We start from the raw sequence: 22,346 nt of genomic DNA on the forward strand, positions 1-22,346 counted from the left end.
CGTTCGGCGCGATGATAGGCGAACGTGAATGAGCGATAATGCGGCCATGGCCATTTCCATCAAAACCCCCGAAGACATCGAAAAGATGCGCGTCGCCGGCCGCCTGGCCGCCGAGGTGCTGCAGGTCGTCGCGCCCTACGTGAAGCCGGGCGTGAGCACCGGCGAGCTGGACCGCATCTGCAACGAGCACATCGTCAACGTGCAGAAGGCGATCCCCGCCAACGTCGGCTACAAGGGCTTTCCGAAGACCGTATGCACCTCGGTCAACAACGTGATCTGCCACGGCATCCCCAGCGACAGCAAGATCCTCAAGGACGGCGACATCGTCAACATCGACGTCACCGTGATCAAGGACGGCTGGCACGGCGACACCAGCCGCATGTATTACGCCGGCACGCCGTCGGTCATGGCCAAGCGCCTGGTCGAGGTGACCCGCGAAGCGATGTTCCGCGCGATCCGCATCGTCAAGCCGGGCATGACCCTGGGCGACATCGGCCACGCGATCCAGACCTACGCCGAAGCCGAGCGCTTCAGCGTGGTGCGCGACTACTGCGGCCACGGCATCGGCCGGATCTACCACGAAGACCCGCAGGTGCTGCATGTCGGCCATCCGGGCGAAGGCCTCAAGCTGGTGCCGGGCATGACCTTCACCATCGAGCCGATGATCAACGAAGGCACCTATCGCCATAAGACCCTGCCCGACGGCTGGACCGTGGTGACCAAGGACCGCAAGTTGTCGGCGCAGTGGGAGCACACCATCGCCGTCACCGACGACGGGGTCGAGATCCTGACCCGCGTGCCGGGCGACGACAACGACCTATGACCGGCCCCGTCGCCGATAACCCATCGGCGACGCCCTCGGCGCCGCCCGCTGCGGCGGCTGAGCCCGCGGCCGATGCGCCGCCGCCTGGCAGCCCCGCGGCGATCCGCGCCGCGCTGGCCGCGGTCGATGCCGCGCTCGCCGAACGTTTCGACCGCGACGCCGAAGCCGACATCGATCGCCTGCTGCGCGCGCGCACCGATGCGGTCGACACCCAGGTGCGCGCGGCCTGGCGCGCCTGCATCGACGACGGCGCGCCGCTGGCGCTGTTCGCTGTCGGCGGCTACGGCCGCGGCGAACTGTTTCCGCAATCCGATATCGACCTGCTGATCCTGGCCGAGCCGCAGGCGCAGACCGCGCAGGCCGAACAACTGGGCTGTTTCTTCGCTTCGTTGTGGGACGCCGGCCTGCCGGTCGGCCACGCGGTGCGTTCGGCCGCGCAATGCACCGAAGCCGCGTCCGACCTGACCGTGCTCACCGCGATGCTGGAAGCGCGCCCGATCGTCGCCGACGCGGTCGCGCAGATGGCCTTGCAGGTGGCGGTATCGCCGTCGCAGGTCTGGCCGGCGCGCGACTTCTTCATCGCCAAGCGCGACGAACTGCGCCAGCGCCACGCGCGCTACGGCGACACCGCCGACAACCTCGAGCCCAATCTCAAGGAAGGCCCCGGCGGCATGCGCGACGTGCAGACCCTGCACTGGATGGCGCTGCGCATCATCGGCACCTCCGATCTGGAGTCGCTGGTCTCGATCGGCCAGTTGGGCCAGGACGAACTGACCTCGCTGGAGCGCGAACGCCGCGCGCTGTCGCGTCTGCGCTTCGGGCTGCACCTGGTCGCGCGCAAGCGCGAGGAGCGCTTGCGCTTCGACTATCAGAAGCTGCTCGCCGAACGCCTGGGCCATGTCGACAACGCCGACAACCTCGCCGTCGAACAGATGATGCAGGGCTTCTACCGCAGCGCCGCGCTGGTGCTGCGCATCGGCGAACGCCTGCTGCAACGTTTCGAGGAACAGATCGAGGGCGAAGCGGTGCCTGTGCCGCTGTCCTCGCCCTACGACGCCTTCGAACTGCGCCGCGACTACATTGCTGCTCGTACAGCCGGCGCCGCGGGCGACGCCGACTGGCCGCGCGACGCGGCCGACGTGTTCGCGCTGTTCGCGGCCTGGGCCAGCCACGACGAAATCCGCGGCCTGCATTCGCAGACCGCGCGCACCCTGGCCGAAGCGCTGGGCAAGATCCCGAGCTTCGTCGAGGCCGAACCGACGTTGCGCGAACGCTTCCTCAAGATCCTGCGCGGCCCGCATCCGGTGCATGCGCTCGAACGCATGGCGCGCCTGGGCGTGCTCGGCCGCTGGATTCCGGCGTTCTCGAAAGTCTCCGGGCGCATGCAGTTCGACCTGTTCCATGTCTACACGGTCGATCAGCACACGCTCGCGGTGCTGCGCAATCTGGCGCGCTTCGCTTCGGGCGTGGCCGACGAGCGTTTCAGCATCGCCCACGAAGTCTGGCCGCGCCTGCGTAAACCGGAACTGCTGTTGCTGGCCGGCCTGTTCCACGACATCGCCAAGGGCCGCGGCGGCGATCATTCCGAACTCGGCGGCGAGGACGCGCGCGTGTTCGGCGCCACCATGGGCCTGAGCGAGTCCGACACCGCGCTGGTCGAATGGCTGGTGCGCCAGCATCTGCTGATGTCGGTGACCGCGCAGAAGCAGGACATCGCCGATCCCGAGGTGATCCATCGTTTCGCCAGCAAGGTCGCCGATCGCGAGCACCTCGATCACCTGTACCTGCTGACCTGCGCCGACATCGCCGGCACCTCGCCGAAGTTGTGGAACGCGTGGAAGGACCGCTTGCTCGCTGACCTGTACACCGCGACCCGGCTCGCGCTGCGGCGCGGCCTGGAGCATCCGGTGGCCGGCGCCGAACGCGCCGCGGAAACCCGCGAAGCCGCGCAGGCCATGCTTGCCGCGTTCGGCGCGCGCGACGAGGAAATCGCCGCGTTGTTCGCGCGCATGCCGGAGATCGCATTCCAGCGCGGACGTCCCGATCAGATCGCCTGGCAGGCCGCCTCGCTGCGCGGCGTGGCCCTGGGCGACACGCGCGTGCGTGCCCGGCCGGTCAGCGCGCACGGCGGCGCGCATGCCGGCGCGCTGGAAGTGTTCGTGCATTCGCCCGATCGCGACGGCCTGTTCGCCGCGATCGTGGCCACGCTGGATCGATTGGGTCTGGCGATCCAGCAGGCGCGCGTGCTCGACGGCCCGCTCGGCGCGATCTTCGATACTTTCGAAGTGGTGCCGACCGATCCGCGCCAGCCGGCGAGCGCCGAAGAAGTCGAACGGCGTCTGGAAACCGCGCTGTCCGGATCGCTGGAACGGATCAAGCCGGCGCGTCGCGCGCAACCGCGCCATCTGCGCCACTTCCGCATCGCGCCACAGATCGAATTCGCCGCCTACACCAAGCCCGATGCGCTCAGCCCGCGCAGCGTGCTGAGCCTGGTCTGCACCGATCGCCCCGGCCTGCTCGCCGACGTCGCCCAGACCTTGCGCAAGCAACGCCTGCGCGTGCACGACGCGCGCATCGCCACCTTCGGCGAACGCGCCGAGGACGTGTTCCAGATCACCAGTGTCAACAGCGACGGGCACGATCGCCCGCTCGATCAAACGCAACAGCAGGCCCTGCGCGACGCGCTGCTGGCCTGCCTCGAAGGAGACAGTCGATGAGCCCCGCCAAGAAGACCACCAAGAAGACCGCGAAGAAGAAGAGCAACGAGGCCCCGGGCATCGACGAACTCAAGTTCATGATCGACAGCGCCTTCGAGCGCCGCAGCATGCTGACCCCCGACGAGATCGAAGGCTCGACCCGTCCGACCGTCGAACGCGTGATTGACGGCTTGGAGCAGGGCGAGTTCCGTGTCGCCGAGCCCGACGGCAAGGGCGGCTGGAGCGTCAACGAATGGCTCAAGAAGGCCGTGCTGTTGTACTTCCGGGTCAACGAGATGCAGGTGGTCGAAGCCGACCCGGCGCCGTTCTGGGACAAGGTGCCGGCGCGTTTCGAAGGCTACGGCGAAGCCGATTTCCGCAAGCTCGGCGCGCGCATCGTGCCCGGCGCTATCGCCCGTCGCGGCGCCTACATCGGCAAGGACGTGGTGCTGATGCCGAGTTTCGTCAACATCGGCGCGCACGTCGGCGAAGGCACGATGGTCGACACCTGGGCCACGGTCGGGTCGTGCGCGCAGATCGGCAAGCACTGCCACCTGTCCGGCGGCGCCGGCATCGGCGGCGTGCTCGAACCGCTGCAGGCCTCGCCGACCATCATCGAAGACCACTGCTTCATCGGCGCGCGTTCGGAAGTGGTCGAAGGCTTCGTCGTCGGCCACCACAGCGTGATCGGCATGGGCGTGTTTCTCGGCCAGAGCACCCGCGTGTACAACCGTGCGACCGGCGAGATCAGCTACGGCTCGGTGCCGCCGTACAGCGTGGTCGTGTCCGGCCAGTTGCCGGCCAAGGACGGATCGCATTCGCTGTACTGCGCGGTGATCGTCAAGCAGGTCGATGCGAAGACGCGTTCGAAGACCAGCATCAACGATCTGCTGCGCGGGTTGGCGGACTGACGGACGCGCGCCGATGCAGCGGATCTCGGCCGGCATGATGGTCGCCTACAAATGGGTGCTGCCTGCGTCGAGTCTGTTGTTGTTCACGGTCATCGCCCCGATTTGGAATAGCGTCGCGTCCTCGTTGGCTCCGTGGATGAAATGGCTGTTACCGGTCGCAGCGATCGTGGCATTCGTGGCCCAGGTGGCGACGACCTGGAGTCTCGCCGATGAGGTCGTCGATCATGGCGATCATCTGCGCGTGCGGCGTCGCAGCATCGAGGAAACGGTGGCGATCGCCGACATCGAAAAGGTGTCGGCGGAATATGCGATCCGTCCGCTACGGGTGGTTTTATCGCTGCGCAGGCCCGGCGCGTTCGGCCGGCGCATCATTTTCGTTCCACGCCCGAATTCCGCGTTCGGCACTTATGGCGAAAGCCGGGTGGCGGCGGATCTGTCGCAGCGCATCGGTTCGCGCGCGTCGGGTGAATCTGTCGATGGCTAGCATCGTCAATACGGTATTGATGTGGTTGCTGGTCTGGGACCTCGCCGACGAGGTCGTGGACGAGGGTGGATATCTGCGCGTACGCAAGGGTCGCATCGAAGAACGAGTGATGTTGCGCGACGTAGTAAAAGTCAGCTATAGCGGCAATACCAGGCCGGCTCGTCTGAGCCTATGGCTGCGTCGGCCGAACCGGCTTGGCGATCGCGTCGTGTTCATCTCGAAGGGCTTCGTGTGGCGGTTATTTGGCGAGCATCCCATGGCCGAACAGTTGCGTGCGCGGGCCGAACGCCTGCGCAAGTACACTTGAACCAACGCGGGGCGCAGTTGCAGCGTGAGCAGGCAGGGCGCATCCAGGTTGGTCGATTCAACATTTGTCGGTATCAGGTTGATCGTTCATGACGACGCTGGGTGGGCGCGGTAACTGCGATAGCTGTGCGAGCGCCAACATGTGGCTGGGCGGTTACGCGGTACTGCGTGAATCGGCTGACTAAGAGACGGACCATGAAGCGAATTTCAGTTCAATCGATCGTTTTCTACAAATGGATTGCGCCGGCGATGACGCTGCTGCTTCTGGTCGTTGCTTCAGTCCAGTGGAGCAAATCGGGCGGGGCATGGCCTTGGTACGCCTGGGCGTTGTTCGCGGCTGCCACCACGGTCGCCGCGGCGCACAGCATGATCATGGGGAAGCTGGCCGATGAAGTCGTCGATCACGGCGATCATCTGCGGATAAGGCGCGGGAGCATCGAAGAGGGTGTTCCGATCGCCGATATCGAAACGATATCGACGAATCATGCGTTTCGGCCAGCCCGGGTGACGTTGCGGCTGCGTCGGCCCGGACGCCTGGGCGACCGTGTTTCGTTCATTCCGCGGCAGAATTGGCTGGGCATGTATGTCGAGAGCGCGGTGGTGGTCGAACTCAGGCAGCGTATCGCGCTGAAGAAAATCCATGATGAGTTCGTCGGTGCCGATGGCATCCGCGGCTCCGGCTGAGCGCCTCAACCAGGCACGAGTCTGTATCGGTTCGAAAACAATCATTGAGGTCGAGATGACGACGCTTTATGGCTTGAACAACTGCGACACCTGCAAGAAAGCGCGCAAGTGGCTGGACCGCTTTGAGATCGCGCATGCCTTTGTCGACTACCGCGACAACCGGCAGGCGCCGGAGACGCTGGTTGAGTGGAAGAACCAGCTCGGCGGTTGGGAGTCGTTGATCAACAAGTCTTCGACCACCTGGCGCACCTTGCCGCCCAATCGCAAGGAGCCGGCGTCGGATGCGGAGTGGAAGCTGTTGTTGAAGGAATACCCGCAATTGATCCGCCGGCCGGTGGTGGTGACCGACGACGGCAAGGTCACGCAAGGGTTCAGCGACAACGGCTTCAAGCAGCGGATCGCTCGTTCGCCACCACCGAACGCAGCAGCTCACGCTGACCTGCTTCTCCACGCCGCCCCTTCCACGCTGATCACGATATCGCGCACTACCTGTTCGTTCACTACCTCGCGACACTCCTCTTCGCGACGGTCCTTCCTGGTGCTCTGCAATCCCTCTGCCTCCCGCGCCGGTCGACATTGGGCCAACCGTGCGTCGTATCATCTGACGCCCCGAAACCCCTCCCATTCTTTGATTGGGCGCGCGGCTCCGACCGACGAACCTCGCTCCGACGGGCGTGGATCGATTGGGCACTCGCGCCAAACATCTCGCCCCGAAGTCTGGCGTGAGGCGCGCTCGTTGTTGCTGACCGTCCCGAGCGATGCGGGTTCTACGGCGCGCCGCGTCGTCTTCTCGAACTCCCCCCGAGCGACGAGCCGTCGCATGGTTCGTGTCAATTCTGCTAGCACATACCCGACCGCCAACCCCGATCCGGCTCCCACGCGCAGTTCACCGTGTCTCCGGCGCACCTTTCCGACCGACCTAGTCGCATGGCTCACCCCGCGGCACGTCTTATCGCGCGCTCCTCCACTCTCCGTTGCGCGCGGCGCTGGGACGTGTGATCGGCTCGATTTTCCGCGCCAACTTGGGCTTCGAACTTTCTGTCGTTTCCTTTTCCCCACCCATATTCACAAGGTTTGGCGATGTGTGTTCAATCCGCTCGATTCTGCAACGGTCTTAGGGTGGCAACTTGGGTTCTTCAGAATACGAATCATTTGTGTGGTTTCCTGGTTTCACTGGCTGCAGGCTTGCGCCGCTGTACATACGCTACGATCAGTTGATTCATCGGTTTCGCGTCTCCACTCATGGACGCTTTCGATGCGCAAGCACTCCGTTGAGGGATGCACCCGGCCTCACACTGGGGGGGGGGGGGCGGGGGGGTGCGAGTCACGCAATTTGTCGATTGGGTTTTGTTTTGTTGAATCGTAGTTGTATTTTTGTCTGTGTAGCGGCCCGTGCGTCTGTGATGCGGTAGCCGGCCGCAGAAAGAAGCCGTGCGACCCGCTCATTGCTCCGCCGCGTAGGTCCGGGGCTGTCAGCGCTGCAGCGCAGCATCAACAGCGTTGGCAAATCGGCACGTGAGCGGCGGCATCGCACCGAGAACTGCAGCGGTGGTGCTCGCGCTGACCTGCGATCTGATCGCGCGGCCGTCGGTGACGCCCGACGATCTGGGGTGTCAGGCGATGATCGCGCAGCGCCTGGGTCGCGCCGGGTTCGCCTGCGAACACCTGCGCTATGGCGAGGTCGACAATCTGTGGGCGGTGCATGGCGACGGCGACGGGCCGACCCTGGTGCTGCTCGGCCATACCGACGTGGTGCCGTCCGGGCCGGTCGACAGTTGGGCCAGCGATCCGTACCTGCCGGAGATCCGCGACGGCGTGTTGTATGGGCGCGGCGCGGCCGACATGAAGGGCAGCGTGGCGTCGTTCGTGGTTGCATTGGAGCAGTTCGCGGCGAAACATCCGCACCATGGCGGACGCGTCGCGTTGTTGCTGACCTCCGACGAGGAAGGCGATGCGATCGACGGTGTGCGCCGCGTCGCCGACACCTTCCGCGCGCGCGACGAGCGCATCGACTGGTGCATCACCGGCGAGCCGTCCTCGACCGCGAAACTCGGCGACCTGTTGCGGGTGGGCCGGCGCGGCACGTTATCGGCGACGCTCAAGGTGATCGGCGTGCAGGGCCATGTCGCCTATCCGGAGAAGGCGCGCAACCCGATCCATCAGGCGATGCCGGCGCTGTCGGAATTGGCCGGGCGGCGTTGGGACGATGGCTACGAAACCTTTCCGCCGACCTCGCTGCAGATCAGCAATATCCACGCCGGCACGGGCGCGAACAACGTGATTCCGGGCGAGTTGCAGGTGCTGTTCAACCTGCGCTTCAACCCGAGCTGGAACGCCGAACGTCTTGAGCGCGAATGCGAGGCGGTCTTGCAGGCGCATGGGCTCGAATACGAAATTCGCTGGTTCCGCGGCGGTGAGCCGTTCTACACCCCGGAAGGCCCGCTGCGCGCGGCGGCGCGCGAGGTGTTGGCGATGTTCGCTGGCGCGGCGCCGTTGGAGAGCACCGGCGGTGGAACATCGGATGCGCGTTTCATTGCGCCGCTGGGGGCACAGTGCATCGAGATCGGGCCGGTGAATGCGAGCATTCACAAGGTCGATGAGAATGTGCTGGTGGCGGATCTTGAGGCGTTGCCGGGGTTGTATCTGGCGTTGATTGAGCGGTTGATGGTTGGTTGATTGGGTTTGTTCCCGCGTGGAAGTGTCGGGGCGTGCTCTGTAGTTGTGTTTTCGTGGTCGCGGCTTGCGCCGCTCCTACAGGTAGATGGCGCTACATCGGCCTCAGCTCAGCTCAGCTCAGCTCAGCTCAGCTTGGCTTACGCCGCGTTTCAGTCATGGCTTCCAGCGCTGCGAGGCCGCTAACTCGCGTTGGCAAAAGCACACCCGGAGGGCGGCGTGCAGGATGCACGCCGTGCGCCTCCGGGACATGGATGTCCCGTCTGGCGCATGCCTGCGCAAGCTCCGCACTTGCGGGCACTTGATTCAAAGAAAAGCGTTTTTCTTTGGTTACCTTTTGACCGAAGGGAATCCAGACGGACTTTTGTCGCTTTTGACAAAAGAAAGTAACTCGGCCGCTTGCGGACGAAAGCCGTTGATCTTGCCTTCGGCTTCAAAGGCTCTAAAGCCTTTAAAGCTTCCAGCAGGATCAAAAGCTTCCGCCACTAAAGCGGCGGGTAACTTTCTTTTGTCCAGAGCCACAAAAGAAAGTCACCAAAGAAAAAGGCGTTCCTGTTTCGAATCAAGAGCCGCACGATCGGTGCTGACGCAGGCATGCGCCACACGAGACATCCTGTCTCGGTGGCGCACGGCGCACATCCATGTGCGCCGCCCTCCGGGTGTGCTTTTGCTAACGCGAGGTAGTGGCTTCGCGGCGCTGGATGAACTGCGCGGCTTCGGACTCAAGCCGAAGCCATGCTTCAACAGCAACAGCAACGGCAAGCATCCGATACGCGCAATCGTTGCCGCGCCGCCGAGCGACCGTTACGGCTTCAACGTCAACGTATAACGCGCCGCCCCCGGCAAGAACGGCGTAGGCCGCCCCTGCACCCAATCGTCATGCCCCGCACCCCAGAACGGCGACAGCGGATGACCGCTTTGGCCGCCGGGCATATGGATGATGCCGTCGACCTCGTGACCGGGAGAGACCACCATGCGCTCGGACGCGCCGAAGTCCGGCCGCTGCACGCGCGGCATCGCGGCATCGCCGGGGAGCTGGTCGAACGGCATGCACAGCGCGCGCTTGGCGAAGCCGGGTAGGGCCGAGGCGAGCGGGTGGCAGATGCGCGCGGTGTTGTGCTCGCCCCAGGTGTGTTTGGCCAGTGCGGCCGAAGCGTTCGCGCCGGGCGGAATGCCGAAGTCGTCGAGCACGTCGCGCGCGGCGTGTTCGAGCAGCTCGTCCCACGAGGCTTCGTTGCGCGGCAGCAGGTTCGCCGGACGCTGCTCCAGCAGCGGCCAGACCACGCCTTCGAGCTGCTTGAGTTCGGGCATCTCGAATTGCTTGCCCAAGGCGACCTGCGCCGGCGCGGTCAGGCCGTTGGCGATGCGCGTGTGCACGGCGCGACGCCAGTTGCGGACCAATCGATAGCTGACCGAACCGGGTTCCGCGCGGCCTTCCCAGTGTTGCGCGGCGGCGGCGATCGCACTGAGCGCGGTGGCGTGGTTGTTGCCGGTCTTGCCGGTGCGCGCGGCCTGATCCTGCAGCAGTTTCCACCAGCGCTGCAGGAACAAGGCGCGATCGTCGAGCTGGATCGCCAGCAGATCGCGTTCGTTGAAACGCTGCTTGGCGAACAGGCCGTCGCGGATCTGTCCGGCGCGCGCGCCCAGCACGTAGTTGCCGTCGCCGATGCGCTCGAGTTCCAGGCCGTCGAGGGTGCGGGTGTTCGCGGTCCACAGCCGGCCCGATGGCGGCGCGATCAGGTGCGGCGCGTCCTGGGTCTGGATCGTCCATGGCGGGCAGGTCGGCGGCGTGACCGCTTGGCCGCGTGGGTCCGCGTTCTCGACCGCCACGGTGGTGGTGCAATCGCCTTCGCGTTCGGGAATCGGGCCGAGCAGGCGCCAGCCGATCTTGCCGTTGCGGTCGCCCACAACGAGGTTCTGCACCGGCAGCGCGACCTCGCGCGCGATGTTCATCGCGTCGTCGACCGATTGCGCGCGGGTCAGTTCCGACAGGCCCATGTTGAGCGCGCCGGGCAAGTGCGCCGACCAGCGCAGCGCCAGCGCGCTGCCGTCGGCGTTGTCGTGCATCAGCGGGCCCCACGCGGTTTCGCGCACGAGGAATTTCTGCGCCGCGCCGCCTTTGACCGCGATGAGTTCCTCATGCTCGATCAGGCCGGCGCAGCCGCCGGCCTTGGCCGTGCTGGCGCAACCGGGTTCCAGCGACCAGTCGGCCCAGTCGCCGTAGCTGTTGGTGAACGCCCAGGCGACCTGGCCGTTGCTGCCGACCACCAGCGCCGGCAGGCCGGGCAGGGTGAAACCGTTGGCGTCGATGCGGCCGCCGGGCACGCGCGCGTCGGCGTAGCGCAGGCGTGCGCGGAACCACAGGTTGGGCGCGCGCAGGCCCAGGTGCATGTCGTCGGCGACGATCGCGCGGCGGTCGGCGGTGAGGCTGCCGGCGACGGCGAAATTGTTGCTGCCGATTTCATCGGGAAACGGCAGTTGCAGCAGGCCGCCGGGCGCCGGCGTGGGCAGTTTGCGCAGGTCGACCTGATCGGCGCCGGGCAGGACCGCATCGCCGATCGGCGCGCCGAACAGCGGCGCATCCCAACTGGTGCCGGCGTGGGTCAGCAACTGGTAGAGCGGCGCGGGCAGCGAATGGCCCAGTTGCCAGTCGCCGAATTCGCGCGCGTTGCTGCCGTCCTGCAGGTCGAAATACATGGCGTAGCCGACCAGGGCCGAGTCGGTCATCGTCCAGGCCTCGGGCTGGGCTTGCAGCAGCAAATAAGGCCAGGGCTTGCGCGACAGCCCCTGCAGGCCGGCATTGACGCCGTCGCTATAGGCTTGCAGCAGCGCGGTCTTGTCGGCGGCGAAAGCGGCCAGTTCGTGTTGCACGCGGCTGCGCAGGCGATGCACGCGGTGACGGCGGTCGTAATCGAGCGCGCGTTCGCCGAACAGCGCCGACAACTCGCCGGCGGCGGTGCGTCGCAGCAGGTCCATTTCGAAATAACGCTCCTGGCCGTGGACATAGCCCAGCGCGCGCATCGCATCGGTTTCGTTGGCGGCCTCGACGGTGACCACGCCGAGCGCGTCGCGCTGGATCGTCACCGGTGCCGACAGGCCGGGCAGGGCGAGTTCGCCCTGCAATTGCGGCAGGCTGCCACGCAGCAGCCACCAGGCGCCGACAGCGGCGATCGCGAACAGGCAAAGCAGCGCGAGCACACCGCGCTTGATCCATTTGGCCATGAAGGTCCTCCGTAGGGCGAGCTTAGCCGAAGTCTGCGGCGGCTCGGCGAAGCTGGGATGAAGTGGCGGGTCGATCGAGGAACGGTTTTGCTCGGGTCGCCACGGAATGACGCGGGACCTCGTGGGAGGGCCTTCAGGCCCGACGCTTTTCGCTCCGTCGCGACAAACCCGCTGCCTGATCGAAAAGCGTCGGGCCTGAAGGCCCTCCACAGAGACTTCGGGACTGGCATGGGCGGGGGAGGTGACCGGATCGCGGGACCGCGACGGCCGTCGCGCTGGTCCGGCTCCGGGGCGCTTGCATCCGGCGGCGTCCTCAAGCACGATCGGTCCATGAGTTTCGATCCCGCCCTCGCCATCGCCCGCAGCGCCGCCTTCGCCGGCCGCGCGCGCGCGGCTGCGGTACGGGTCAACAATAATAATCGCAATAACGCCAGCCTCCCGCGGGCCGGCGATTAGCGCGCGCAACACACGCTCAATCGCTCAGGAAGCCCGCACTGCGAAGTGCGGGCTTTCTTGTTTTTGGGTCATGTATTCGGACGTGTGTTCGTCCTTGAACAAGAGCCCGGCCATCCTTGGCCGGGGATTTAAAAAAGAGCCGTATAACCCCCACCGGAGATTTGTCGATGTGCTCGATCCTTGGTTTGTTCGACCTGCGCCCCGGCGCCGATGTGCGGCTGCTGCGGCAGTTGGCCCTGTCCCTGTCGGCGAAGCAGCGCCATCGCGGACCCGACTGGTCCGGGGTCAGCGCCGAACCGCGCGCGATCCTGGTGCATGAGCGCCTGGCCATCGTCGATCCCACCGGCGGCTCGCAGCCGCTGCGTTCGGCCGACGGCGAACTGGCGCTCGCGGTCAACGGCGAGATCTACAACCACCGCGAACTCGAGCAGCAGCTCACCCAGCCGTACGCGTTCCAGACCAAGTCCGACTGCGAAGTCATCAACGCCCTGTACCGCGAAACCGCCGACCTGGGCGAACTGCTCAACCGCCTCAACGGCATCTTCGCCTTCGCCCTGTGGGATGCGGCGCGCGGCCGTTACGTGATCGCGCGCGATCCGTTCGGCGTATGTCCCTTGTACTGGGGCCACGACGCCGACGGCCGTCTGTGGGTGGCTTCGGAAATGAAGGCGCTGGCGCGGTTGTGCGACGACGTCGCGCCGTTCCCGCCGGGTCACTACTACGACAGCGATGTCGGCGTGCCGGTGAAGTACTACCAGCGTCCGTGGCGCGACTACGCGGCGACGCAAGGCGTGGAAGTGTCGAAGCAGGAACTGCGCGAAGCCTTCGAGCGCGCGGTGCATCGGCAGATGATGAGCGACGTGCCGTATGGGGTGCTGCTGTCGGGCGGTCTGGATTCATCGCTCGTCGCGGCCTGCGCGGCGCGTTTCGCGCGCCGGCGCATCGAGGAGGACGATCAGGCCGAGGCCTGGTGGCCGCGCCTGCATTCGTTCGCGATCGGCCTGGAAGGCTCGCCCGACCTGGCCGCGGCCGAGATCGCCGCGGCCGCGCTCGGCACGGTCCATCACGGTTTCACCTACACCTTCGAAGAAGGCCTGGACGTGCTGCCCGACGTGATCGCGCACATCGAAACCTACGATGTCACCACGATCCGCGCGTCCACGCCGATGTTCCTGCTCGCGCGCCGGATCAAGGCGATGGGCGTGAAGATGGTGCTGTCGGGCGAAGGCTCGGACGAAATCTTCGGCGGCTATCTGTATTTCCACAAGGCGCCGAACGCGCGCGAGTTCCACGAAGAACTGGTGCGCAAGCTCGATGCGCTGCACAGCTTCGATTGCCTGCGCGCCAACAAGTCGATGATGGCCTGGGGCGTGGAGCCGCGGGTGCCGTTCCTGGACGTGGAGTTCATCGAGGTGGCGATGCGCATGGATGCCCAGGCCAAGATGGTCGACAAGGCGACGGGACGCATCGAGAAAGCGGTGCTGCGCGAAGCCTTCGAAGGCTACCTGCCCGATTCGATCCTGTGGCGGCAGAAGGAGCAGTTCAGCGACGGCGTCGGCTATGGCTGGATCGACGGGCTCAAGGCGCACGCCGAAGTGCAGGTCGGCGATCGCGAATTCGCCACCGCCGCCAGCCGCTTCCCGATCAACACGCCGCAGACCAAGGAGGCGTATTACTACCGCGGCCTGTTCGAACGCCTGTTTCCCGGCACCGCCTGCGCCGAGACCGTGCCTGGCGGCAAATCGATCGCCTGTTCCTCGCCCGCGGCGATCGCCTGGGATGCGGCGTTCGCCAATGCGGCCGATCCGTCGGGCCGTGCGATCGCGGGGGTGCATCAGGCGGCGTTGGCTTGACTCGATCCTGCGCGGCAGCAGCGCGCGAAGAAACCGGATGCCGCGATCGCGGCATCCGGTTTGCGGTCAGACGTTCGCCGAGCGATCAAAGCCCGCAACCGATCCAGTTCTGTTGCTTGCTGCGATTGTCGACCGTGCCGTTCGGGCAAACCACGTCGATGATGGCGAATGCGTTCAGTTCGCACGTCGAGCTGCGGCCGACGAACTTGATCGCCTCGGCCGGCGCCGGTGGATATTGATTTTCGCCTTGACGCTGGGTCGTCTCGAAGGTCCACGGATCGTTCGGGCTGTTGCGATGCCCCGCCTGCGAACGCAAGGTGTAGCGCGGCACCGGCGGACTGACGGCGTTGTTCGCAAGGACGGTGGTGTTGACGACGACGGTCGCGGTGGAGGTGGTGTTGCCGAAGTCGAAGGTGAAGCGGCCGGTGTAGGCGCCGTTGCACAGCGGTACCAACGTGTCGACATCGGGCGGCGGCGTGGCGACGGCGGGCAGCGAAGCGAGCAGGCACACGGCCAGGGTGCCGAACAGGCCGATCGAGCGAATCTTGCGCATGGAACGTTCCTTGTTTGAGGGTTGAATCGATGAAGGCGACGGCGTGGGCGTAGCCGGTGTCGTCGGCCTCGACACAACGCCGAAGGCGTCGGTGCGTCGGCTACGGTCGCCGACCCGCAGGCAGGCCGGCGGGCAGCGCCGGCAGACGATGCGGTTTGTTCGTGGTTCCTCCTTGCGGTGAGCGGCGCGGGCGCGCGAAATCCTTCGTGCGCCTAGGGTTACTCGCAATCCGCGGGAACAACGGCTCATCGTCCGGCAAGGTCGTGACGCAGTGCATGACGGCATGCTCGAGGCCAGGCGTCGTGCATGGCGTCGAGCGTGCGTGCAGGCGAGGTATTCCAGCTCGGACGGACGCCATCGCTTTGCGCTGGTCGTCGGGTCGATCCAGGCCGCGCAATCGCGGCGCTGTGGTCGGCTGCGTATCCAGCCGACCACGCCCGCGTATTCACCGCGGTAACCAACGCCGGGTATCGCATCGCAAGATCGGCCGATGCATTACCGAGCACGCGGCCGCGCTTCAGCGCGCGCGGCCGTCGAACCGCTTACAAACCGCAACCGATCCAGTTACGCGTGAGTTGCTTGGTCTCCTGAGTGCCGTTGGGGCAATGCACCACGACGATGGTGCTTGCGATCAATTCGCAGCCCGCGTCCTTGAACAACATGCCGTTCGCGGTGACCGCCGCGGTCGAGAATTCGTTGTGGTATTCGCTGCTGTGGGTGTCGCTCACCCAGTTCGGATTGACCGCATTGCGCCGCATCACCATGCTCTCGGCGACGAAATACGGCGGGGGCGTAATTGACCCGTGGGCGAAGGGATGGCGCACCAGGCTGGCTTCGGCGTGGGCGGTGGCGGTGGTGCCGGTCTGGCCGAAATCCAGTTGCAGCCGGGCCGAGTACCTGCCGCTGCAGGCGGACTGGTTTTCCAGGACGCTGGGCGGATCGGACGCGAACGCGGCCAACGGCAGGATCAGCGAGAGCAATCCGGCGGCGAGCGCGCAGGGGGTGTGGGTCTTGAGCATGGCGAATCTTCCTTGGATGACGATGGACTGAAGTCCGCGCAGTCGTGTCCCCTTGGGCGTCCCATCCGATCGGAAGTACGCTCGGACTGCGCGGACGACACCGCCTCGGGCGGCGTCGCGCCGAATGTGGCGCACGCGGCATCCGGCGTGAATACGCCTCGGACAAGTTTGCGATGAAGCGCGGCTCGCGGCGACGAAACCGCGCGAGCGGCGAGCGAAATTCGCGCGCGACGATCAGCCGCGCAACGGATAATCCTTGCAATCGATCCAGCGCACGCCGGCGCCGCGGGTGTGCTGCAACACCCATGGCAACGCAATGCGTGCCTTGTCGTGTATGTCGTGGAACAGGATCGTGCCGTGCCGCCACAACAGCATCAGGCTCAACAGTCGGCCTTGCATGTCGGTCGGGGTCATCTTCGCGTTCCAGTCCTGCGAATCGATGCCCCACAGCACCACGCGCTGGCCGCGTTCGCGGAAGAAACCGCCGCTGTCGGCGAGGCGCTGTCCGTAGGGCGGGCGGAACAAAGGCACATACAGCGTGCCGGATTGGACCTTGATCAAGGCGGCGCTGCGCAGGACCGAATCCTGCCATTGCGGCCAGCGCGAATGCGACTGGTGTTCCCAGCCATGCGACGCCACGCACATCCCGGCGTAGCGTTGCGCGGTGCTCAGCTTCGGATTCGCCGCGACCTGCTGCTGCAAGGACTGCCCGAGCAGGAAGAAGGTCGCATCGAGTTTGTGTTCGCGCAACACGCGCAGCAGTTTGTCGGTGTTGCCGCCGGCCGCGCTCGGGCCGTCGTCGAAGGTCAGCAGGAACTGCCGGTCGGGCAGTTCGCTGCCGTCGACTTCGTCGGCCGAATAGGTGTCGATCTCGCTGCTGGTGCGCGGGAACAATGCGGCCAGGCGCAGTTGTTCGTCGAGATAGATGCGATGGAAACGCGCCGCGTCGCTGCGCCAGGCGGCGTAGGCCGGCTCGGGCGCGGCGACGAAGGCGAGCGCGAGCGCGCGCAATGCGGCGGTGTCCGCGGCGGGTTGGCAGAACGTTTCGCGCGGCGCGCAGGCGCGCGCGGCGAGGCGGTAGTTCGTGCTCAGCCGCTGCCAGAAACGCGCGCGAATCTTGTCGAGCGATGCGCGGTCGATCTGCTTGAGCTTGAGCCGTTGGGTCAGGGCCGCGTCGTCGAGGGTTTCGCTGAGCGCCAGTTCGTGGCCGAAGGCGAGGATCTCGGCGCGCGAGGCGCGGTCGAACGCGGCCGGCGAATTCAATGCCTGCGGCCAGGTCGCGCGATCGGCGCTGGCCACTTCGGACGGGCCGGCGGCCTGCGCGGTCGTCAGCACCGCGCACAACAGCAGCGACAGCGCGAAAAACATCGGACGGCGCAGGCGCGCGCGTTGGCCGCGCGGATGTTCAATAGCCACTGACACGCTCCAATGCCTGATCGTAGGTCTTGTCCGGCTTTTCGCGCTTGGCCGCCAGATAGTTCGACATGGCCCGTTCGTACTGGCCGTCTTCTTCGTACAGTTTGCCGATGTTGTAGTACGCGCCGGCGCGGATGGTCGCCGCGCCCGCGCCCTTGGCCAGGGCGATGGCCTTGCGCGAAGCCCAGATCGCTTCGGCGGCGCGGCCGAGCTTGACGTAGGCCAGGCCCAGATTGCTGTAGCTCAAGGCATGCGCGGGATCGAGTTCGATCGCCTGCTGGTACAGCGCCACCGCGCCGCGCAGATCGCCGTTGCGATACGCCGCTTCGCCGCGCAGGTTGGTCGCGACCGCGGCGTCGCCGGCTTCGCTGCCGACCGGCTCGTCGCCGCCTCGGCCGCCGACGCGCGCGATCTCGTCGCCGATGCGTTCGGCGCCGACCGCGACCGCGCTGATCGCATTGAGGTCGTCGAAGCGGCCTTCGCCATCGACCCGGAACACCGTCCACAGATTGCCGGTTCGATCCTGCGGCACTCGGTAGCTGCGCACCAGCGATTCGCCGACGTACACGAACACCTGCGCCTGGCTGCGCGCGAGCGCGCGGCTGTCGGCCTGGTCGCGATGGCCGAAGTCGTGGACCGCGAAGGTGTAGGCCTCGCCCGGATGGCGGCGCTGCACGGTGATGGTTTCCGGGCCGCGCTGGCCGCTGTGGTCCAGGTCCAGGCTGGCGTCGCGTCCGCTCTTGCGTTCGAAATAGACGTGATTGCCCGGATAGCTCAGGTGCGCGTCCAGATCGGCCGGGGTGTCGCCCCAGCTGAGCACCACGCGCATGCCGTCGAGGTTGTGCATCACCGGGCTGAGCGCATACGCCGGGACATCGCAGGGGCATTGCACGATCAGCTCGGCGTAGCCGGCCTTGCCGATCACCAGCCGCGATTGCGGGTCGCGCGCCAGCACCGGATCGAGCGTGGCGCGGCCTTGCGCGTCGGTGGTCGCGATCAGCGAGGGTCGGTCGGCGCGTTGCAGGCTCACCGTCGCATTGTCGATGGGGCGGTCGGCGAGGATGGCGCTGACCACCTGCACGCGGTCGCTCTGCGCATGCGCCGGCCCGGCCGTCGAGGCGAGGCCGATCACACAGGCGAGGACGGGCGCGGCCATGCGGCGAAACATCCTGGTTGCGGTCCTGGGGCGGCGGGGCGAGGGGGCGATGATCGTGGCGATGATACGCAATGCCGGCATCGGGTTGGGTGGCTTTGGCTGCCTGGAACGTGCATCGCGCGGCGGTCCGCGTCACCGCGCCTGTTAGGCTGTAGCGGCGCGGCGGCGGTGGCCGGATCGGGTTCACACCCTGGCCATTGCCCCGTCCGCGCGATCGATCAACGGCAACGGCAACACGGGAGAGGCGCGATGGCAGCTCAAGCGCAGGGCAGCGAACTGGTCAATGTGGTGGTGCTGCTGGCGGCGGGCGTGATCGCGGTCCCGGTGTTCAAGCGGATCGGCCTGGGTTCGGTGCTCGGTTATCTGGCCGCGGGGCTGGCGATCGGGCCGTTCGGGCTGGGCTTGTTCGCCGACCCGCAGGCGATCTTGCACGTGGCCGAACTCGGCGTGGTGATGTTCTTGTTCATCATCGGCCTGGAGATGCGGCCCTCGCACCTGTGGAGCCTGCGCCGCGAGATCTTCGGCCTGGGCACCGCGCAGATCGCGCTGTGCTCGGCGGCGATGACCGGGGTCGGGCTGCTGTTCGGTTTTCCGCCGGTGGTGGCTTTCATCGGCGCGATGGGCTTCGTGCTCACCTCGACCGCGATCGTGATGCAGATCCTCGGCGAACGCGGCGACCTGGCCTTGCCGCGCGGGCAACGGATCGTCTCGATCCTGCTGTTCGAGGACCTGCTGATCGTGCCGCTGCTGGCGCTGGTCGCGCTGATGGCGCCGCCGGACGCGAGCGGCGCGACCCATTCGCGCTGGCTCGACATCGGTATCGCCATGGCCTCGCTGGCGACCTTGCTCGCGGCCGGCATCTGGCTGCTGAACCCGCTGTTCCGCGTGCTCGCCGCGGCCAAGGCGCGCGAGGTGATGACCGCGGCGGCGTTGCTGGTGGTGCTCGGCGCGGCGCTGCTGATGCAGATCGGCGGCCTGTCGATGGCGATGGGTGCGTTCCTGGCCGGCGTGCTGCTGTCGGAGTCGACCTTCCGCCATCAGCTCGAGGCCGATGTCGAACCCTTCCGCGGCATCCTGCTGGGCCTGTTCTTCCTCAGCGTGGGCATGTCGCTGAACCTGACCGTGGTCGCGGCGAACTGGCCGCTGATCGTCGGCGGCGTGCTGGCGCTGATGGTGGTCAAGGCGCTGTGCATCTACATCGTCGCGCGCCTGCTCAAGTCCTGCCACACCGAGTCGCTGGACCGCGCGGTGCTGATGGCGCAGGGCGGCGAATTCGCCTTCGTGCTGTTTTCCGCCGCCGCCGCGGCCCAATTGATCGACGCCGAGATCAACGCCAATTTGACCGCGATCGTGGTGCTGTCGATGACCTTGACCCCGCTGGCGATCATCGCCTTGCGCAAGCTGTCGCCGAAGATCGCGCTGTCGCTGGAAGGCGTGGACGAACCCAACGGGCTCAGCGGCAGCGTGCTGCTGATCGGCTTCGGCCGGTTCGGACAGGTGGTGTCGCAATCGTTGCTCGCGCGCGGGGTCGAGGTGTCGATCATCGATACCGACGTGGAGATGATCGAAAGCGCGCAGACCTTCGGTTTCAAGGTCTATTACGGCGACGGCACCCGGCTGGACGTGCTGCACGCCTCCGGCGCCGACAGCGCCCAGCTGATCGCGATCTGCATCGACGACCGCGCCGCGGCGACGGTCACCGCGCAGCTGATCAAGCACGAATTTCCGCAGGCGCGCTTGCTGGCGCGCAGCTTCGACCGCGAACACGCGCTGGAGCTGGTGCATGCCGGGGTCGACCTGCAGGTGCGCGAGACCTTCGAATCGGCGATGCGCTTCGGCGAAGCGGCGCTGGTCGAACTCGGCGTGCCGGTCGACGAAGCCGCCGAGGTGGTGGCCGACATCCGCCGCCGCGACGCGGAACGTTTCGAACTCGAACTGGTCGGCGGCGTGCGCGCGGGGACCTCGCTGTTGTACGGCAACATGCAGCAGACCCCGCTGATCGCGCCCAAGCCGCGGCCGTCGCGACAGGACCACGAGGAAGAACACGCGCCCGGCATTTCGGCTTGAATGAGTGCGGACGCATTCGACGCGTTCACAGGAGGAATCGTCGATGGCGTGGTCGAACTGTCGATCGAAAATCCCGCGCCCGAGGCCGAAACCGCGACCTGGGCGGTGATCCAGCGAGACGTCGAGCAGGTGGTGGCGATGTGGGGGGCGCTGGGCATCACCGGCGTGGCGATGGCGATGTTCGGATCGGCGTTCGCGGCGGTGCTGGGGAGCGGCACCTTGCTGCAGGGCGGCGCGGTCGCGGCTGGCGGTTGAAGCTGGCGTTGCGGGCGTAATCAGCGTGTGGCGCTGGCGCAATCCGGCGGCCAGCGTTTATCGGGCGACGCCGTCAGATCGACCACGAAGAATTCGCCGGAGCGTTCGCCATCGGCCTGTGCGAACAACAGTCGGTCGCCGCGCGGCGACAACAACGGCCCGACCTGGAACACCTCGCCGCGCGCCTTGATGCGATCGCGCTCGAGCCACCGGTCGCCGCTGCGCTCGAAACGGTACAGATGCGAGCGGTCGCCGCGGTCGATCACCGCGATCAGATGGCGGCCGTCGCGCGAGACCTCGGCTTCGTACTCGTTCGCCGCGGTGCTGACCGGCGCGTCGAGATTGCGTACTTGCCAGGCGCCATCGGCCTGCGGCGTGGCCAGGTAGATATCGCCGGAGCCGTGGCCGCCGTCGCGGCTGGAACCGAAGTAGAGGCGGCCGTCGGCCATCGCGCGCGGCAGCAGTTCGGACGCCTTCGAATTGACCGGTTCGGGCAGGCGTTGCGGTGCGCCCCAATCGCCGTCGCGCGTGCGTTCGACGAGGTAGATGTCGAGGTCTTCGCCCTTGGGGTCGTGGCGCGCGGATACGAAATACAGACGGCGGCCGTCGGCGGTCACGAACGGGTCGGCATCCAGGCCCGGCCTGGAGGCGGCGAACGCCGGCGCGTCCGGCGTCGTCCAGCCGCCGGCTTCGCAACGCGAATGCAGCAGCCGCCAGTTGGCGAATTGCCGGTCGCTGCGCATGAAATAGATCTCGCGGCCGTCGGGGGTGAAGGTCGGCGAGGACTCGTACTGGTCGCTGCTGATATTCGGCGGCGCCCAGCGCCGCGGCTCGGGCGCGTGCGCCGCGGGCCGGTGGTAGGCCATGGCGTAGGCGGTCGCGCAGGTCGCGGCGAGCAGCGCGCTGGCCAGCCAGTACACGGCGGGGTCGGCAGGACGCGGCGGCGTTGGGTTCACGATGGCGTTCTCCGCGCGCGCCGCTAGTCGTCGCGCTGGCGCTGCTGGAACCGCCGCGCCTTGGCGACGTTGCCGCAGGTGGCCATGTCGCACCAGCGCCGACGGCCGTTCTTGGACGTGTCGATGAACACCCAGCCGCAATCGTTGCCGTCGCACACGCGCAGCCGGTCCAGGCGCGCGTCCTTGAGCAGTTCGATCGCATACGCGGTGATGACGTGCGCGATCAGGTCCAGGCCGGAGCGTTCGACCGACCATTGCGTCTGCAATCGCGAATCGCGCGAGATCAGCCGCGCGGCGCGCGAGGCGGACAGCCGCGCCTGATCCAGGCTGTCGAGCGTCGCGTCGTCGGGTTGCCGGCCGTGGGCGAGGGCGTACAAGGCCTCGCACAGCGCTTCGCGCAAGCTCTTGCAGCGCGCCAACGCGGCGGCGGCCTTGGCCGGCGATTCGGCGGCGAGCGCGTCCAGCGCGGTGAGATCGCCGCGCGCGAACGCCTCGCCCTGGCGCGCCCAGCGCAGCAGCCCGGCGTAGTCGTCGAGCCAGTCGCGCGGCTGGGTGTCGCGCGCGGTGACGGTGTTGACCAGGTCCAGGGCCGGATCGCCGCCAACCAGGTCGGCCGGTTTGAAGGCATGGGATTCGAGCTGCATGCTTCACCTTTAAAATTTGTTTTAAAGGTTATGTCGATCTTCGTCCGGGCCGCAATGCGGCATCGGCGGCTTTCCGATGGGCGGCATGCGCACGCGCACGCCATCACGCGATCTGCGCCGGATCTGGTTCACCCTGACCGCCACCGTCGTCCGCCGATATCGTTGGAGAATC

19 protein-coding genes and 1 pseudogene are annotated in these 22,346 nt (G+C 66.7%); 13 read left to right on the plus strand and 7 right to left on the minus strand.

Annotated elements, in window-relative coordinates; all coding sequences use genetic code 11:
• Positions 1-46: 46 nt before the first annotated feature.
• The 9 genes and pseudogenes from map to KME82_RS08600 all read left to right on the plus strand — a co-directional run bounded on the left by map (position 47) and on the right by KME82_RS08600 (position 9,406).
• Entirely contained in the window at positions 47-823 is a 777-nt protein-coding gene (gene map / locus KME82_RS08560) for a type I methionyl aminopeptidase (RefSeq protein ID WP_056108818.1), read from the plus strand.
• Positions 820-3,540: a [protein-PII] uridylyltransferase gene (gene glnD / locus KME82_RS08565; protein ID WP_215498131.1), complete on the plus strand. Its 2,721-nt coding sequence runs from the start codon at positions 820-822 to the stop codon at positions 3,538-3,540. Before map ends, glnD begins: the two co-directional genes overlap by 4 nt.
• A complete protein-coding gene (gene dapD / locus KME82_RS08570) occupies positions 3,516-4,430 on the plus strand; it encodes a 2,3,4,5-tetrahydropyridine-2,6-dicarboxylate N-succinyltransferase (RefSeq protein ID WP_232526340.1) in 915 nt (304 codons plus the stop codon). The genes glnD and dapD overlap by 25 nt, the downstream gene beginning before the upstream one ends.
• Before the next feature lie 13 nt (positions 4,431-4,443).
• Positions 4,444-4,914: a hypothetical protein gene (locus KME82_RS08575; RefSeq protein ID WP_215498132.1), complete on the plus strand. Its 471-nt coding sequence runs from the start codon at positions 4,444-4,446 to the stop codon at positions 4,912-4,914.
• The gene (locus KME82_RS08580) at positions 4,907-5,221 is read left to right on the plus strand and encodes a hypothetical protein (RefSeq protein WP_215498133.1); all 315 of its coding nucleotides are present in this window, start codon (positions 4,907-4,909) and stop codon (positions 5,219-5,221) included. The genes KME82_RS08575 and KME82_RS08580 overlap by 8 nt, the downstream gene beginning before the upstream one ends.
• Positions 5,222-5,415: 194 nt before the next feature.
• On the plus strand, positions 5,416-5,904 hold the full coding sequence (locus KME82_RS08585) for a hypothetical protein (protein ID WP_215498134.1): 489 nt from the start codon (positions 5,416-5,418) through the stop codon (positions 5,902-5,904).
• Between the two features lie 55 nt (positions 5,905-5,959).
• Positions 5,960-6,301: pseudogene (locus tag KME82_RS26550) on the plus strand (Spx/MgsR family RNA polymerase-binding regulatory protein); the annotation flags it as partial.
• Positions 6,302-7,419: 1,118 nt separating this feature from the next.
• Positions 7,420-8,580 carry a succinyl-diaminopimelate desuccinylase gene (dapE, locus tag KME82_RS08595; RefSeq protein ID WP_252255665.1) on the plus strand — a complete coding sequence of 387 codons (1,161 nt, stop codon included), beginning with the start codon at positions 7,420-7,422 and terminating at the stop codon, positions 8,578-8,580.
• 223 nt (positions 8,581-8,803) lie between these two features.
• Positions 8,804-9,406 carry a hypothetical protein gene (locus tag KME82_RS08600; protein WP_215498135.1) on the plus strand — a complete coding sequence of 201 codons (603 nt, stop codon included), beginning with the start codon at positions 8,804-8,806 and terminating at the stop codon, positions 9,404-9,406.
• On the opposite strand, the gene KME82_RS08605 is transcribed toward KME82_RS08600, so the two are convergent.
• Positions 9,382-11,799, minus strand: a complete 2,418-nt coding sequence (locus KME82_RS08605; protein ID WP_215498136.1) for a penicillin acylase family protein — start codon at positions 11,797-11,799, stop codon at positions 9,382-9,384. The genes KME82_RS08600 and KME82_RS08605 overlap by 25 nt on opposite strands.
• Before the next feature lie 330 nt (positions 11,800-12,129).
• Between KME82_RS08605 and KME82_RS26805 the strand changes: the two genes are divergently transcribed.
• Together KME82_RS26805 and asnB are read left to right on the plus strand one after the other, a co-directional pair.
• A complete protein-coding gene (locus tag KME82_RS26805) occupies positions 12,130-12,255 on the plus strand; it encodes a hypothetical protein (protein WP_286673207.1) in 126 nt (41 codons plus the stop codon).
• Between the two features lie 167 nt (positions 12,256-12,422).
• Positions 12,423-14,108, plus strand: a complete 1,686-nt coding sequence (gene asnB / locus KME82_RS08610; protein WP_215498137.1) for an asparagine synthase B — start codon at positions 12,423-12,425, stop codon at positions 14,106-14,108.
• 85 nt (positions 14,109-14,193) lie between these two features.
• On the opposite strand, the gene KME82_RS08615 is transcribed toward asnB, so the two are convergent.
• The 4 genes from KME82_RS08615 to KME82_RS08630 form a co-directional block, all read right to left on the minus strand.
• Positions 14,194-14,661: a hypothetical protein gene (locus tag KME82_RS08615; protein WP_215498138.1), complete on the minus strand. Its 468-nt coding sequence runs from the start codon at positions 14,659-14,661 to the stop codon at positions 14,194-14,196.
• Positions 14,662-15,203: 542 nt separating this feature from the next.
• Positions 15,204-15,680, minus strand: coding sequence for a hypothetical protein (locus KME82_RS08620; protein ID WP_215498139.1), 477 nt, complete (start codon positions 15,678-15,680; stop codon positions 15,204-15,206).
• Positions 15,681-15,914: 234 nt separating this feature from the next.
• Positions 15,915-17,096, minus strand: coding sequence for a polysaccharide deacetylase family protein (locus KME82_RS08625; RefSeq protein WP_215498140.1), 1,182 nt, complete (start codon positions 17,094-17,096; stop codon positions 15,915-15,917).
• Complete coding sequence (locus KME82_RS08630) at positions 17,086-18,252, minus strand: tetratricopeptide repeat protein (protein ID WP_215498141.1); 1,167 nt, start codon at positions 18,250-18,252, stop codon at positions 17,086-17,088. Before KME82_RS08630 ends, KME82_RS08625 begins: the two co-directional genes overlap by 11 nt.
• A gap of 249 nt (positions 18,253-18,501) precedes the next feature.
• Here KME82_RS08630 and KME82_RS08635 point away from each other — a divergent pair, with 249 nt between their 5' ends.
• Positions 18,502-20,319 carry a monovalent cation:proton antiporter-2 (CPA2) family protein gene (locus tag KME82_RS08635; RefSeq protein ID WP_215498142.1) on the plus strand — a complete coding sequence of 606 codons (1,818 nt, stop codon included), beginning with the start codon at positions 18,502-18,504 and terminating at the stop codon, positions 20,317-20,319.
• Positions 20,320-20,574: a hypothetical protein gene (locus tag KME82_RS08640; RefSeq protein WP_215498143.1), complete on the plus strand. Its 255-nt coding sequence runs from the start codon at positions 20,320-20,322 to the stop codon at positions 20,572-20,574.
• Positions 20,575-20,594: 20 nt separating this feature from the next.
• On the opposite strand, the gene KME82_RS08645 is transcribed toward KME82_RS08640, so the two are convergent.
• Together KME82_RS08645 and KME82_RS08650 are read right to left on the minus strand one after the other, a co-directional pair.
• Positions 20,595-21,530, minus strand: a complete 936-nt coding sequence (locus KME82_RS08645; protein WP_215498144.1) for a TolB family protein — start codon at positions 21,528-21,530, stop codon at positions 20,595-20,597.
• A 23-nt stretch (positions 21,531-21,553) separates the two neighbouring features.
• Positions 21,554-22,174, minus strand: a complete 621-nt coding sequence (locus KME82_RS08650; protein WP_215498145.1) for a CGNR zinc finger domain-containing protein — start codon at positions 22,172-22,174, stop codon at positions 21,554-21,556.
• Between the last annotated feature and the right edge of the window lie 172 nt (positions 22,175-22,346).

It is taken from the genome of Lysobacter capsici (assembly GCF_018732085.1).
In the GTDB taxonomy this organism is placed as follows: Bacteria; Pseudomonadota; Gammaproteobacteria; order Xanthomonadales; family Xanthomonadaceae; genus Lysobacter; species Lysobacter capsici_A.